The sequence below is a fragment of the Pseudomonas sp. CFBP 8758 genome (genome assembly GCF_014841725.1).
In the GTDB taxonomy this organism is placed as follows: Bacteria; Pseudomonadota; Gammaproteobacteria; order Pseudomonadales; family Pseudomonadaceae; genus Aquipseudomonas; species Aquipseudomonas baltica.
Window position 1 is genome coordinate 307,754 of the sequence record NZ_JACYUK010000003.1, and the last position, 13,824, is coordinate 321,577.

Genomic DNA, 13,824 nt, shown 5'->3' on the forward strand with positions numbered 1-13,824 from the left:
GAGAGCAGGATGAAATTCAGTGAACAATGGCTGCGCGGCTGGGTAAGCCCGCAGGCCTCGCGAGACGAGCTGGTTGCACGTCTGTCGATGGCAGGTCTGGAAGTGGACAGTGTGACCCTGGCCGCAGGTGAGTTCAGCGGCGTGGTGGTGGGTGAAGTGCTTGCCACGGAGCAACACCCGGACGCCGACAAACTGCGTGTGTGTCAGGTCAGCGATGGCAGCGAAACCTTTCAGGTGGTTTGCGGTGCGCCAAACGTGCGCCCCGGCCTGAAGATTCCGTTCGCCAAGATCGGCGCCCAGTTGCCGGGCGATTTCAAGATCAAGAAAGCCAAGCTGCGCGGCGTCGAGTCCAACGGCATGCTCTGCTCGCAGTCAGAGCTGCAGGTCGGCGAGGGCAACGACGGCCTGATGGAGCTGCCGGCCGATGCCCCTGCGGGTGAGGATTTCCGGGTTTACCTGGGCTTGGACGATGCCAGCATCGAGGTCGACCTGACGCCCAACCGCGGCGACTGCCTGTCGCTGGCGGGCCTGGCGCGGGAAGTGGGCGCGCTGTATGCAGCCCCAGTGACCCGTCCGGTCATCGCTGCGGTAGTCCCGGTCAGCGACGACGTGCTGCCAGTGGACGTGTTGGCGCCTGCCGCCTGTCCGCGCTTCCTCGGCCGAGTGGTGCGCAACGTCGACCTGTCCAGGGCCACTCCGTTATGGATGGTCGAGCGTCTGCGTCGCAGCGAAGTGCGCAGCATCGATGCCGCGGTAGACATCACCAACTACGTGATGATCGAGCTGGGCCAGCCGATGCATGCCTACGACCTTGCCGAAATCGACGGCGGCATCCGCGTGCGCATGGCCGAGGAGGGCGAGAAGATCACCCTGCTCGACGGTCAGGAAGTAGCACTGCGCGGCGACACGCTGGTCATTGCCGACCACGCGCGCCTGCTGGGCATCGCTGGCGTGATGGGTGGCGAGAACAGCGGCGTGACCGCCAAGACCCGCGACGTGTTCCTCGAGGCGGCGTTTTTCGAACCGATCTCGGTGGCCGGCAAGGCCCGCTCGTACGGGCTGCACACCGATGCGTCGCACCGTTTCGAGCGCGGTGTCGATTCGAATCTGGCCCGTGAAGCCATGGAGCGTGCGACCGCACTGTTGCTGGAAATCGCCGGCGGCGAACCGGGTCCGATCGTCGAACACGTCAGCCAGGAGCATCTTCCGCAGATTGCGCCGATCACCTTGCGAGCCGATCGGGTCAGCCAGATGCTGGGCCTGGAAATGGGCGCCAGCGAAATTGAAGGGTTGCTGACCGGATTGGGCCTCGGTGTCACGGCCAGCGGGGAAGGGCAGTGGTCCGTGGAGGTGCCGAGCCATCGCTTCGATATCAGCCTGGAAGTCGATCTGATCGAAGAGCTGGCACGGCTCTATGGCTACAACCGCCTGCCCGTGCGCTACCCGCAAGCGCGGCTGGCGCCACAGGCCGCCCCGGAGGCACGTTCCGACTTGCCGGCCCTGCGCCGCCTGTTGGTTGCACGTGGTTACCAGGAGGCTATCACCTACAGCTTCATCGATCCCAAGCTGTTCGAACTGTTCAGCCCCGGCGTCGAGCCGCTGCTGCTGGCCAACCCGATCTCGGCCGACATGGCGGCCATGCGCTCGTCGCTGTGGCCAGGCCTGGTCAAGGCTCTGCAGCACAACCTCAATCGCCAGCAGGATCGCGTACGCCTGTTCGAGAGCGGCCTGCGTTTCGTCGGTCAGCTCGATGGCTTGAAGCAAGAGCCCATGCTGGCTGGCGTGGTCTGCGGCAGTCGTCTGCCCGAAGGCTGGGCGCAGGGTCGCGAGACGGTGGACTTCTTCGACGTCAAGGCCGACGTGGAAGCCGTGCTTGGCTTCGCCGGTGCGCTGGATGCCTTCACCTTCGTTCCGGGGCAGCATCCTGCTCTGCATCCGGGCCAGACTGCGCGCATCGAGCGCGAGGGTCAGCTGGTCGGTTATCTGGGCGCATTGCACCCGGAACTGGTGAAGTCGCTGGGTCTGGATCGCGCTGTCTTCGTTTTCGAGCTGGTGCTTGCGCAGGTGTCCGAAGGCCGTCTGCCGAAGTTCCAGGAGTTGTCGCGCTTCCCCGAAGTGCGCCGCGACCTGGCGCTGCTGGCCGATCGTGATGTGGCTGCCAGCGCAGTGCTCGCGGTCATTCGCGAGAATGCAGGGGAATGGCTCACGGACCTCAGGCTGTTTGACGTCTACCAGGGTAAAGGCATTGATCCTCATAGAAAAAGCCTGGCTGTTGGCTTGACCTGGCAGCATCCATCGCGCACTCTTAATGACGATGAGGTGAATGCCACGACTCAAACAATCCTCACCTCGCTCGAACAAAGGTTGAACGCCACGTTAAGGAAGTAGCGCATGGGGGCTTTGACGAAAGCTGAAATGGCGGAACGTCTTTATGAAGAGTTGGGCCTGAACAAACGAGAGGCCAAGGAATTGGTCGAGCTTTTCTTCGAAGAAATCAGGCACGCTCTTGAAGACAACGAGCAGGTCAAATTGTCCGGTTTCGGCAATTTCGACCTTCGGGACAAACGCCAGCGGCCTGGCCGCAATCCGAAAACCGGTGAAGAAATCCCGATCACGGCTCGCCGCGTGGTCACCTTTCGTCCAGGGCAGAAGTTGAAAGCCCGAGTTGAGGCCTATGCTGGAACCAAGTCATAACGACGAACTCCCGCCCATTCCCGGCAAGCGCTACTTCACCATCGGTGAAGTGAGCGACTTGTGTGCCGTCAAGCCACATGTGCTGCGGTATTGGGAGCAGGAGTTTTCTCAGCTCAACCCCGTGAAGCGTCGCGGAAACCGTCGGTATTACCAGCGCCAGGATGTGCTGATGATTCGCCAGATCCGCGCGCTGCTGTATGACCAGGGCTTCACCATCGGCGGCGCGCGTCTGCGCCTGTCCGGCGACGAGGCCAAGGATGACACTACGCAGTACAAGCAACTGATCCGCCAGACGATCTCCGAGCTCGAAGATGTGCTGAGTGTCCTCAAGAAGTGAATTTCTGGAAAAGAATACTTCCATAATTCAAATGCTTAAGGTATATTCCTCGACGTTCTCAGAGGTTCTGGAACAGCTTTACGCTCGGTCGGGGCGTAGCGCAGCCCGGTAGCGCACTTGCATGGGGTGCAAGGGGTCGAGTGTTCGAATCACTCCGTCCCGACCATTTATTCCTGAGTAAAATCAGACAAGAAAGCCACTTCTCGAAAGTGGTTTTTTTTTGTCTTCATTTTTACACGAGCCGTTACACCGAAAGCAGGGTGAGCGGCAGGGCTGCTGGTTGTGCTCCTGATTCAACGCTGGCCAAAACCGTCTCGATAGAGCGATGGCGCAAGCCCGACTGCCTTGCGAAAGGCCACCCTGAAGCTTTCCACCGAGGCGAATCCGCATCGCTCGGCGATTTGCTCGGTATTGAGAACTGTGCTCTCAAGCAGCGAGCGAGCCTGAGTCATGCGTGCATGTTGCAGCCTGTGCCGGCCCTCACTGTAACGGTGTGCACCGGGCAGCTGCACGAATAGCTCAGCTCGGTTATGCGGTGAAGGAAATGATCGGTGGTGTCACCGGCTGGCTCGATGAAGGCCTTAGCCTCTCGAATACCGACATTGTGCAGAGCACCTCCACTTCGATCTCTTGCGCGTGCTGACCTCAGGCTCGGCAGTTCGCGCAGCCGCTGCGACCGATGTCCCTGTACTGATCGAACTGATGCGCGCTTTGGCAGCATTCGAAGACTACCTGGATGATTTCAGAGTGGATGAGCAAAGCCTGCTGGCGCGCGCCTTTGGGCGCGAGGTGGTCGGCGAACTTCGCCACTATCACCGGATGAGTGTGTCATCCATCCTCATCTGATCGCCAGGTCAGTACCTTCCGGGTTCGCGGCAATGATTGCCCGGTTCGACGAGCTCGCAGCATGCGCTTGGTTTAGCCTCAAGGTCGCAAGAAATAGGCAATAACCCGCGCGGATCGGGCAACTTTTGAAAGTCGCTCCAACACATACTGAATCGGGTAGTCCCAGCCCACCTCATTGCTCGGGTTTCTGCAAACACAGTGGACCGTAAGCCCCATGAACAACCTTGACCTCCAAGTAGTCCAGCAAGGGCAGCAGTGGCTTGAACAGGGGCAGTGCGTGTGGCTTTGCACTGTTCTTTCTACGTTTGGCTCTGCGCCACGGGGGCCAGGGGCAATGCTGGTTGCGCTGGCCAGTGGAAGTTTTTGCGGGTCCCTTTCAGGCGGTTGTGTCGAGGACGACTTCCTCGAGCGTCTTGCGCGTGACGAGTTCGGGCCCGACAACCAAATCGTTCGATATGGCGAAGGAGGTCTGGCGCCTTCAATGGAGCTGCCGTGTGGAGGCGTCCTTGACGTACTCGTTGAGCAGTTCGGCCCCGGCTGTCAGTCACTCGAGCACTTTTCCTTGATGTTGCACGCGCTGCAAGGCCAGCAACGGATCATCCGTAACGTTTCTCTGGTCAGCGACGACCGTGCACTCGACACCTCTTCTGCGCAGGGTCAAACCGTCGAAGTATTCGACCAGCAGGTCGCCATTCGCATTGGCGCAGCGCGGCGGCTATTGATAGCGGGGCTGTCGCCTGTGGCAGAATTTTGCGCAAGTTTCGCCGTGTCATTGGGCTATGAAGTCATTGTCTGTGATCCGCGCACCGAGCTGCTCCACAGGTTTCACGTGGAAGGGGTGAAAGTCATCGAGCAACTACCCGCGGTCTTCATCGCCAAGGGTGGCTGCCACGCGGGCACCGCCGTTGTCGCGCTCACCCACGACCCACGCCTGGATGATCTGACGTTACTTGAAGCGGTGCGAACGCCCGCGTTCTATATCGGCGCCATGGGCTCACGACGTACCAGTGAAAAGCGCCTTGAACGCGTTCGCCGCATCGGCGCTTTGGACGATCGGGCAATTAGCCGTATCAGCGCACCGGTAGGCTTGAGCCTGGGAAGCAAGACACCGGCGGAGATTGCCCTGGCCGTAATGGCTGACATCGTTCGTGTGAGTAATGGGATCTCCCGGGACTCGCTCTGAGCCATTATCCCTGCCGTGCAGCGACTGATGATCCCCGAGCGTTTGCAGGCGAGTGGGTCAGGAGTTTTCAGCGGCGCAACAGGAGCGCCAGGGAGGGTCATAATGGAGCGCTTGAGCCTGCGCGTGTCTGAAGCCCGCCCTTGGCGGGCATCTGGATTCATTTCAAGCAACCAAGCGCTGTACCGCTGCAATCGCATCTCCATGCTCCAGCTCTGCCTTACGTAACTCGTACGCTGTTTGCAGGTTGAGCCAGAACTCTGCAGTGGTATCCAGGCAGACGGCCAAGCGCAAGGCCATGTCAGCCGATACGCCACCACGCTCAAGCAGAATGTTATTCACGGTCGGCGTAGATACGCCTAAAGCACGGGCCAGAGCAGCGGCACTGAAGCCCATTTCGTGCTGGAAATCCTCGCGAAGAATCTCGCCGGGATGTATGGGACGCATGCCATTCTTGAACATGATGCACCTCAGTGATAGTCGACAATCTCAACGTGTTCAGGGCCGTTCTGGGTCCATATGAAGCATACCCGCCACTGCATGTTGATGCTGATGCTATGCTGGCCGGCTCTGTCACCTTCCAAGGTGTGAAGCCGGTTTCCGGGCGGTGAGCGCAAGTCTCGAAGCTCTTTCGCAGCATGCAGTGCGGCCAGTTTACGCTCCGCGACTGACTTGATGTCTGCCCAGCGCCTTGTCCTGCCGGTGGTGAAAAGTGCTTCCGTATCGGCGCATGCAAAGCTTCGAATCATGGATTGAACGCTTAACGTTATTCGTTAAGAGCGAGCATACGCCTTTCAACGCCGTATTCAACTCATTGTTGAACAGGGTGTCCGGCAATCATTCGAGCAACTATTTCGAGATGGGTTTCGGCGATACTTTCTAGCGAGGTGGCGATGAAACAGCTCCGCTCATGCTCACTGAGGCCATTACCTAACCACGACAAACCCTCTCAAAACCTGTTCAAAGGAATCTTCAGGCTGCACAACCCACTTTCATCGGCAGGGGGCAGATTCCCGGCGCGGATATTCACCTGGATCGCCGGCAGCAACAGCGCCGGGACCGACAGGCTGACATCGCGAGCTGTGCGCATGCGTACGAACGACTCGAGATCGGACGCGTCACCCACATGAATGTTGTTCGCGCGCTGCTCGGCAACGGTGGTGATCCAGGATGCTTCCCTGTTGGCAGGAGGATAGTCGTGGCACATGAACAGTGTGGTCTGCGGGGGTAGGCTCAGCAGCCGTTTGATCGAGTCATACATCTGTACGGCGTCTCCGCCGGGGAAATCGCATCGGGCAGTGCCGACATCCGGCATGAACAGCGTATCGCCGACAAAGACCTGTGTGTCTGCGACTCGATAGGCGACATCCGCAGGTGTGTGGCCAGGCACGTGCAGAACCTGGACCGGTATGATGCCGATGTGGAAGATCTGGTCCGCTTCGAACAGCGTGTCGAACTGCGAGCCATCCAGCAGGAAGTCGGATTCGAGGTTGTAGATATCCCGAAACGCGCTCTGCACGACGGTGATCTGCGCACCGATGCCGATTTTGCCGCCGCGCTTGGCTTTGAGGTAAGCGCTGGCCGAGAGGTGATCGGCATGGGCGTGTGTTTCCAGTAGCCACTGCACCTGCAACCCATGGCTGTCCACGAAGGCGATGATGCGGTCCGCGTTATCGGTACCGATTCGCCCGGCTTTGGCATCGTAATCCAGCACCGGATCCACGATTGCACATGCCCCCCCTGACGCTTCGAAAATGACATAGCTCACCGTCGAGGTGGCGGTGTCGTAGAAACCTTCTATCTGGGCAGTCATCGGGCAACCTCTTCGATTCACGTCATTACACTATATTGAAACATATACTATTCAATCGTAGACTGTCGACCGGTCAACCATCGGGGCTTTCCATGACTGCTCAATTGTCCACCGAAGAAATCGGTCTGTTGCGCGATTCCGCGTCCAAGGCGTGTGCCTTGCTCAAGGCCTTGGCGAACGAAGACCGTCTGTTGCTGCTGTGCCAATTGACCCAAGGCGAGCGAAACGTCGGGGAATTGGAGGCGCTGTCCGGGATCAGGCAGCCGACGCTGTCGCAGCAGCTGGGTGTGCTGCGCGATGAAGGAATGGTCAACACCCGCAGAATGGGCAAGTACATCTACTACTCGTTGGCCAGCTTCGAGGTGGTCTCGCTGATGCAGACCTTGTCGGGGCTTTATTGTGGCCAGGCGCTGAAGAAGTAAGCCTCTGCACGACCCGTTGCTTGTCGCTGTGCCATCGCACCTTGCGTGGCTCGGCCGGGGCGCGGTGTTGGAACTCTCACACGGTGGCTATGCCCGGGGTTTGTAATGGAGCAAGTGATAAAGCGAATAGACGCATCGTTCTCGGTGGCGGGCCAACTCGATCCCCAGGATGTGCCTGAGGTGCGGGCTCAAGGGTTCGCCAGCCTGATCTGCAATCGTCCTGACGATGAAGGTGGGGCTGAGCAACCCAGCCACCTGGCCATGCACCGAGCGGCTGTCGCGTCGGGGCTGGAGTTCCGATATCTACCGGTGGCGAGCTCCGGTGCTACGGCAGCCCAGGCTCAAGCGCTGAACGCGCTTCTGGAGCAGTTGCCCAAGCCGGTGCTTGCCTACTGCCGTACCGGCAATCGGTCCGCCAAGTTGTACGAGGCGGCAACCAAAGGCCGCCCTCTGACCCAGCAGTACGATGTAGTCGTCATGGGCGGAGGTTCTGCTGGCATCGCTGTAGCGGCCAGTCTGCTCAAGCGTGATTCATCGTTACGCGTTGCGATCGTCGAGCCCGCCACCGAGCATTACTATCAGCCCGCCTGGACGCTCGTGGGCGGGGGCGCTTACCCCATCGATGCCACCGTCCGCCCAATGCAAAGCGTCATTCCCCAAGGCGCATGCTGGATCAGGGCGTCGGTGTCAGCCTTCGCTCCCGACCGCAAGCTGGTGTTGCTCAGCGACGGCAGCGAGCTGGCGTACCAGCAACTCATCGTCTGCCCAGGTCTGCAACTGGCCTGGGAAGAAATCCAAGGTCTTGAAGACACCCTCGGCAAGAACGGCGTGACGTCGAACTACCGTCACGACCTGGCCCCTTATACCTGGGAACTGGTTCGCTCGCTGCGCAGTGGGAAGGTCTTGTTCAGCCAGCCTCCCATGCCGATCAAATGTGCAGGCGCGCCGCAGAAGGCGATGTACCTGTCCTGTGATCACTGGCGCAAGGAGGGCGTGCTGTCGTCGATTTCGGCCGAGTTCAACCTGGCAGCTCCCGTGCTGTTCGGGGTCGCCACGTTCGTCGCCCCGCTGATGAAGTATGTCGAAGCCTACGGCGCGAAACTCGCCTTCCAGTCCAATCTGGTCAGGGTCGATGGCCCGAGCAAGACCGCATGGTTCGATGTGACAGACACGGCCGGAAACGTGACGCGCGTGGAAAAACGCTTCGATGTACTGCACGTCGTGCCACCACAGCAAGCGCCGGATGTGATTCGCCGCAGCGAGCTCGCCGACAAGGCCGGATGGTTGGAGGTCGATCCAGCCACGTTGCAGCACACGCGTTACCCTGAAATATTTGCCCTGGGGGATGTCTGCGGCACCACCAACGCCAAAACCGCAGCGGCTGCGCGCAAGCAGGCGGTAGTGGTCGCAGACAACCTCATCGCACTGCGCAAAGGCCTGGAACCGCCTCGCCGTTATGACGGTTACGGTTCGTGTCCACTCACTGTCGAGAACGGCAAGGTCATATTGGCCGAGTTTGGGTATGGTGGAAAATTGTTACCCACGTTCCCGATGGACCCGACGATCCCGCGCAGGTCGGCGTGGTTCCTCAAGGCACGATTGCTGCCATGGTTCTATTGGAACGGCATGCTCAAGGGGCGCGAGTGGTTCACCGACTGCTCTTCGAAGTGATCGGATGCTGACGTTCATATTGGGCGCATGTGTAGGTCTGGTGCTGGGGCTCACCGGAGCAGGTGGTGGCATTCTGGCGATTCCGGCCCTGACCCTTGGATTGGGTTGGTCGATTACCCAAGCCACGCCCATCGCGTTGCTGGCGGTTGGCAGCGCCGCCTCGATCGGCGCGCTGCAGGGGTTGCGCCAGGGCCTGGTACGCTACAAGGCAGCAGCCACCATGGCTGCCGCCGGATGGGTGGCAGCTCCTCTGGGGATTCACGTGGCCGCGCGCGTACCCGGTACAGCATTGACGACAGTGTTTGCGCTGGTCATGTTGGTTGTAGCGTGTCGAATGTACCTGCAGTCCCGACGCGACGACGAGGCCCAGGGCGCGCTGCAGCGCAACTGTATGCTCGACCCTGCAACGGGCAAACTCGATTGGAATGCCCGCTGCCTGGCGACGCTGGCTTCGATTGGCGCGGGTTCGGGGTTCCTGACCGGCTTGCTGGGGGTTGGAGGAGGGTTTTTCATCGTTCCCGCCTTTCGAACGTTCAGCGACGTGCGCATGCATGGCGTCGTGGCCACTTCACTGATGGTGGTTGCACTGGTGTCACTGGGTACCTTGGGCCATCTGTTCAGCCAGGGTATGAAGTTTTCCTCGGCAGGCGCCGTGTTCACCGTATCGGCACTGGTCGGCATGATTGGCGGCCGCCTTGTGGCGCCGACCCTACCTGCACGGCTCTTGCAGCAGATGTTCTCTGTGCTCTGTGTTTGCGTAAGCCTGCTGATGCTGGGCAAGATTTTCTTTCGCATTGGTTGAGCGGTCAATACAGGGAATGCAGCAGCGGTGTCCAAGTGGATGCCCCTCGAGTGCACATGGGCGAGTGCATATATTCGGCCCCGTGTTCTGCACTACCTGCCCCAGGACGCACTTGGCGTTTTACCGACGTTCAACGCGTCGCGCAAAGATCGCCGATCACCTCGGCGCGGGGCAATTGCTCCATGCGCATGAGGGTATCGCTCAAGGTTGCAACGGCTTGCGTATCCAAGGCCTTGGCCGCGTTGTGGTTGAATTTGGTCATGATGCTCTCCAGAGGGGCTGGCTGGTCGGCGGTCCTGCCGGCCGGACTGTGCGCTCGCACGGTCAGCCGCGTCCCGTTGTGCAATCGAATGTGCAACTCGGTCAGGTAGTTGCCTGGTCTGGCTAGAGAGGGAGTGGGGTGAGGCAGGGCATGTATGCGTTGCATGAGCGCCAGCGCTTCGGCGTCGTTGAAGGCGTTTTCGCTGAAGCTGTCAAGTACGATGCGGCCGTCGATCAGGGCGCGGGCCAGGCAATATTGCACGCTGAATTTGGCATCCAGGCTGGTCCGTAGCAGAGAGCGGTCGACATGGGTCAGACGCAGTGGATGCAGGTAAACCTCGATGCCTGCAACGTCGCGAACCTCGAAAGGGTGGTCACGGCGCAGCGTGAACAAGGCATCGAGGCTGGTGTGTGTGCTGTCGCAGCAGGGGTAGAGCTTGATGCCGATACCTGGCTCCACGATGTCCAGGGGAGCAGCCCAATTCTGCAATGCCAGTGCTGGCGTATAGTTTCCGGGGCCGTTGAACACTTCGAAGAAACCTTGGCGATGTTCGAAGGCATCCAGGCTTGCGGTGAAACCGTTGCGGGTCAAAAGCGCTGCCATCAAGCCGTTCCTGGCGGCATGGCCGACGTGGTAGGGCTTGGCCATGGTGCCGAAGTTGGCCTTGACACCCGAGGCCAACGACACACACAGCGCCAAGGCCATCGAGGTCTGCTGTTCATCGAGGCCAAGCAACCGAGCACTGGCCGCAGCTGCGCCGAACACGCCTAAGGTGGCAGTTGGGTGCCAGCCCTTGTCGTAGTGATGAAAATTGACGCTCTGTGCCAGGCGGGCCTGCGTTTCGAAGCCGGCCACGTAAGCCAGCAACAGCTGGCGGCCGGTGTGTCCCCCTTCTGCAGCCAAGGCCAACAAGGCCGGCAGGATCGGCGCGGTAGGGTGCCCGCCCATGGCGATGTTCACGTCGTCGAAATCCAGCGCATGGGCTGCAGCACCGTTGACCAGGGCCGCGCACAGCGGGTCCAGTCGTTCGTGTCTGCCCAGTACCGGTACTGCGCCGAGGGTGTTCAGTCCCCCGGTCTGCAGCAGCGTGTGCACCACGGGTTCACGTGCGCCTGCCAAGGCACAGCCCACGGTGTCGAGGATGGCGAGCTTGGCATTCCATAAGGCCTGTGGGGATAAGTGCTCGAAGGTCAGACTGCAGGTGCGTGCTGCGATGGTAGAGGTCAGTTTCATTGTGAGTCCAATCGTGAAGGGAGGTATCGACCAGGCGTGTCGGTACCTCGTTCAAGGCCGCATTGCCGGGATGGAGTCAAATTCGCCATGCAGAGCGGGATCTACCTGGAGACGGAGATTGCCCCGGTCAGGACGGCAAAAGTCATGTAGGCCAGCGATGCCAGCAGCACCCATTTCCAGGCAAATTTCTGGAAGTCGCCCAGGTCTGCCTTGATGATGCCGAGCAAGGCCCACAAGGGCGCCGAGGCCGGGCCTATCGAATGGGCCATCTGGCCGATGACGGCGGCACGAGCGATCTCCATGGCGGGGATGTCGTAGCGCGCGGCCATTTCCGCCAGTACCGGCACGATGCCAAAGAAGTACGCGTCGTTGGCCATGAAGAAGCTCAGGGGGATGCCGATCAGCGCGGTGGCCAGTGGGATCAAGGAGCCGAGGTGGCTGGGCAGACTGCCCACGAAGGCTTCGGCCATCGCCGTGGTCATGCCGGTTTGAGTCAAAATCCCCGTGAAGACCCCTGCGCCTAATACCAGCATCACCACAGGCACGGCACTTGCTGCATGCCGCTGAATGACAGCGCCTTGGTCGGCAGCACGTGGCACATTGACGAACAGTGCGATGACGAAACCGGCGATGAACAACACCATGAGGTTGGCTACACCCAAGACCAGGCACACCAGCAGCAGGACGGTCAGTGCAGCGTTCAATGCCGTCCGCCAGTTGGCGGCGTGCTCGACCTGGCAGCTCTCGGCGATGATCTGCGCTGAAACCTGCGCACTGTGCTGCGGATCGATTGCCTTGCGCGCTTTGCGCCCCAGCACGTAGGCAATGAGGCAGACGAAGGCGCAGGACAGGATCATCGGGCCGAGCATTGCCGCGAAATACTCGCTGGCGTCCAGGTGCAGGATACTGACGGCCCGTGTTGCAGCACCGCCCCAAGGGGTCGTCCCGGACACGGTACCCAGCGCCATGGTGGCGATGGTCGCGATGATCAACGGGTTGATGTGAAGCCTTTTGTAGAGCGGCAGGAAAGCCGAGCAGATGATCATGTAGCTGGTGGTTCCGTCGCCATCCAGGGCGACCAGACAGGCGAGGACGGCGGTGCCCACGCAGATATTGACTGGGTCGCCTTTGGATATGCGGATGATCAGTCGCGATAGCGGATCGAACGAGCGCGCATCCATCATCAAGCCGAAATACAGCACGGCGAACAACAGCAACACGGCAGTGGGTGCTACCGTCTTGATGCCGGCGGCGATCATTTCGCCCAGCTGTGCGCCCTGGCCGGTAAACAGCAGGAAAAATGCTGGCACGACTATGATCGCGACGAAGGCCGTCATCCATTTGCGGATGACGCACAGCATGAACACACCCAAGGTGGCAAAACCGAGGAGAGCCAACATGTCGGTGCTCCTCAGCAGGCGTCGAATGGGACAGGAACAATAAAGGGGACGGGCGGATGGGGCAGGCAGTGATCTGTCTGCGAGACCAGGTTGTGTCGTGGGTTCATGAGCGGTGCCTTTTGTTTTTATTGTGTCTGGGTAGTGCTGCTGACGAGAATTGCAGCGCTTGATAAAAAGATATCAACGCCAGGTCGTTAAGCCTAACGACAAATGCTAAACACAGATTGAAGTCTGGCTTAATAGCAAATAGGCTCTTTCCATGAAGCTCGATATCGAAAAACTCAGAGTGGTGGCACAAGTCGGCAGAGTCGGCTCGATGACCGCTGCCGCACGCAGCTTGCACCTGACCCCCTCCGCGGTTTCTCAAACGGTACAGCGTGTGGAAAGCGTCATCGGGCTGCCACTGTTCGAGCGTCGACCCCATGGCATGGTGCTTACCGATGCCGGGGAGCGGGTCATGCGCCGGGTCAACCTGATCGAGGCACAGATGGCGCAGCTCGAGACGGAACTGCGCAGTGTTGCCGAAGGCCGCGCCGGCCACCTGTCGCTGGGGGTGTTTCCGACGCTGGGGTCTTCATTGTTGCCGCGAATTGTCATGCAGTTCAGGGCGCGGCATCCGACCATCACCTTGGATGTGCGCAGCACTCGTCTGGTGGCGCTGCGTCAACTCATCGGCTCGGGTGAGCTCGATCTGGCCATTACTTGGACATACCCGTGGCTGAACGAACCTGGGTCGACCTTGCAGCTACGCACGGACCCTACGGTGGTATTGCTGCCAGCAGGGCACGCAATGGCGCAGGAGGCAGGACCTCTGAACCTGGCTCAGCTCGCCAAGGAGGCTTGGGTGTGCCGGTCCGATGGTCATGAAATCACCGAGCTGCTGCACCGCACCGCTGCCCAGTGCAAGTTCACGCCACGCATCGCCCTGTTGGCCAACGACTATCAGGAAACCCAGGCAATGGTCGCTGCAGGGTTGGGCGTGGCGCTTGCACCGAAACTGTCCACCACCACCTGCAGGGCGGATATAGTCGTTCGCGATCTGGATGATTCCGTGGCGTCAAGGCAATTGCATCTGGTGCAGGCACCCAATCGAAGCAGCCCGGCGGTCGAGCCTATGATCGAGCTGCTGCGCACGCTCTTGAGTGAATAGACACCCGACACCAA

14 protein-coding genes, 1 tRNA gene and 2 pseudogenes are annotated in these 13,824 nt (G+C 60.2%); 11 read left to right on the forward strand and 6 right to left on the reverse strand.

Annotation, left to right across the window (positions count from 1 at the left end):
• The first annotated feature begins 9 nt into the window (after nucleotides 1-9).
• The 4 genes from pheT to IFT75_RS08280 all read left to right on the forward strand — a co-directional run bounded on the left by pheT (nucleotide 10) and on the right by IFT75_RS08280 (nucleotide 3,197).
• Nucleotides 10-2,388, forward strand: coding sequence for a phenylalanine--tRNA ligase subunit beta (gene pheT / locus IFT75_RS08265; protein WP_192054207.1), 2,379 nt, complete (start codon nucleotides 10-12; stop codon nucleotides 2,386-2,388).
• A 3-nt stretch (nucleotides 2,389-2,391) separates the two neighbouring features.
• Nucleotides 2,392-2,694: an integration host factor subunit alpha gene (ihfA, locus tag IFT75_RS08270; protein ID WP_002553164.1), complete on the forward strand. Its 303-nt coding sequence runs from the start codon at nucleotides 2,392-2,394 to the stop codon at nucleotides 2,692-2,694.
• The gene (locus IFT75_RS08275) at nucleotides 2,675-3,031 is read left to right on the forward strand and encodes a MerR family transcriptional regulator (protein ID WP_192054209.1); all 357 of its coding nucleotides are present in this window, start codon (nucleotides 2,675-2,677) and stop codon (nucleotides 3,029-3,031) included. The genes ihfA and IFT75_RS08275 overlap by 20 nt, the downstream gene beginning before the upstream one ends.
• 89 nt (nucleotides 3,032-3,120) lie before the next feature.
• Nucleotides 3,121-3,197, forward strand: a tRNA-Pro gene (locus tag IFT75_RS08280).
• A 127-nt stretch (nucleotides 3,198-3,324) separates the two neighbouring features.
• Here the strand turns inward: IFT75_RS08280 and IFT75_RS08285 are convergent.
• Nucleotides 3,325-3,498: pseudogene (locus IFT75_RS08285) on the reverse strand (helix-turn-helix domain-containing protein); the annotation flags it as partial.
• Between IFT75_RS08285 and IFT75_RS21400 the strand changes: the two are divergent.
• The 3 genes and pseudogenes from IFT75_RS21400 to IFT75_RS08295 all read left to right on the forward strand — a co-directional run.
• Nucleotides 3,465-3,674: pseudogene (locus IFT75_RS21400) on the forward strand (rhodanese-like domain-containing protein); the annotation flags it as partial. The pseudogenes IFT75_RS08285 and IFT75_RS21400 overlap by 34 nt on opposite strands.
• Nucleotides 3,662-3,877 carry a hypothetical protein gene (locus IFT75_RS08290; protein WP_192054211.1) on the forward strand — a complete coding sequence of 72 codons (216 nt, stop codon included), beginning with the start codon at nucleotides 3,662-3,664 and terminating at the stop codon, nucleotides 3,875-3,877. The pseudogene IFT75_RS21400 and the gene IFT75_RS08290, both read left to right, overlap by 13 nt.
• Before the next feature lie 214 nt (nucleotides 3,878-4,091).
• Nucleotides 4,092-5,060 carry an XdhC family protein gene (locus tag IFT75_RS08295; RefSeq protein ID WP_192054213.1) on the forward strand — a complete coding sequence of 323 codons (969 nt, stop codon included), beginning with the start codon at nucleotides 4,092-4,094 and terminating at the stop codon, nucleotides 5,058-5,060.
• A gap of 162 nt (nucleotides 5,061-5,222) precedes the next feature.
• Here the strand turns inward: IFT75_RS08295 and IFT75_RS08300 are convergent, their stop codons facing one another.
• From IFT75_RS08300 to IFT75_RS08310, 3 genes are all read right to left on the reverse strand, one after another.
• Nucleotides 5,223-5,519: a HigA family addiction module antitoxin gene (locus IFT75_RS08300; protein ID WP_122478697.1), complete on the reverse strand. Its 297-nt coding sequence runs from the start codon at nucleotides 5,517-5,519 to the stop codon at nucleotides 5,223-5,225.
• 8 nt (nucleotides 5,520-5,527) lie between these two features.
• Nucleotides 5,528-5,806 (reverse strand): type II toxin-antitoxin system RelE/ParE family toxin, encoded by a 279-nt coding sequence (locus tag IFT75_RS08305; protein WP_192054215.1) that lies wholly within the window; start codon nucleotides 5,804-5,806, stop codon nucleotides 5,528-5,530.
• 200 nt (nucleotides 5,807-6,006) lie between these two features.
• A complete protein-coding gene (locus IFT75_RS08310) occupies nucleotides 6,007-6,870 on the reverse strand; it encodes an MBL fold metallo-hydrolase (protein ID WP_192054217.1) in 864 nt (287 codons plus the stop codon).
• 92 nt (nucleotides 6,871-6,962) lie between these two features.
• Between IFT75_RS08310 and IFT75_RS08315 the strand changes: the two genes are divergently transcribed.
• The 3 genes from IFT75_RS08315 (at nucleotide 6,963) to IFT75_RS08325 (ending at nucleotide 9,765) form a co-directional block, all read left to right on the forward strand.
• A complete protein-coding gene (locus IFT75_RS08315; protein WP_122478691.1) occupies nucleotides 6,963-7,292 on the forward strand; it encodes an ArsR/SmtB family transcription factor in 330 nt (109 codons plus the stop codon).
• A gap of 105 nt (nucleotides 7,293-7,397) precedes the next feature.
• Nucleotides 7,398-8,963 (forward strand): bifunctional protein tyrosine phosphatase family protein/NAD(P)/FAD-dependent oxidoreductase, encoded by a 1,566-nt coding sequence (locus IFT75_RS08320; RefSeq protein ID WP_192054219.1) that lies wholly within the window; start codon nucleotides 7,398-7,400, stop codon nucleotides 8,961-8,963.
• A gap of 4 nt (nucleotides 8,964-8,967) precedes the next feature.
• A complete protein-coding gene (locus IFT75_RS08325; RefSeq protein ID WP_192054221.1) occupies nucleotides 8,968-9,765 on the forward strand; it encodes a sulfite exporter TauE/SafE family protein in 798 nt (265 codons plus the stop codon).
• Between the two features lie 130 nt (nucleotides 9,766-9,895).
• On the opposite strand, the gene IFT75_RS08330 is transcribed toward IFT75_RS08325, so the two are convergent.
• Nucleotides 9,896-11,260, reverse strand: coding sequence for an MmgE/PrpD family protein (locus IFT75_RS08330; RefSeq protein ID WP_192054223.1), 1,365 nt, complete (start codon nucleotides 11,258-11,260; stop codon nucleotides 9,896-9,898).
• 101 nt (nucleotides 11,261-11,361) lie between these two features.
• A complete protein-coding gene (locus IFT75_RS08335) occupies nucleotides 11,362-12,660 on the reverse strand; it encodes a CitMHS family transporter (RefSeq protein ID WP_192054225.1) in 1,299 nt (432 codons plus the stop codon).
• A gap of 259 nt (nucleotides 12,661-12,919) precedes the next feature.
• Between IFT75_RS08335 and IFT75_RS08340 the strand changes: the two genes are divergently transcribed.
• Nucleotides 12,920-13,810, forward strand: coding sequence for a LysR family transcriptional regulator (locus IFT75_RS08340; RefSeq protein ID WP_192054227.1), 891 nt, complete (start codon nucleotides 12,920-12,922; stop codon nucleotides 13,808-13,810).
• The last annotated feature ends 14 nt before the right edge of the window (nucleotides 13,811-13,824 follow it).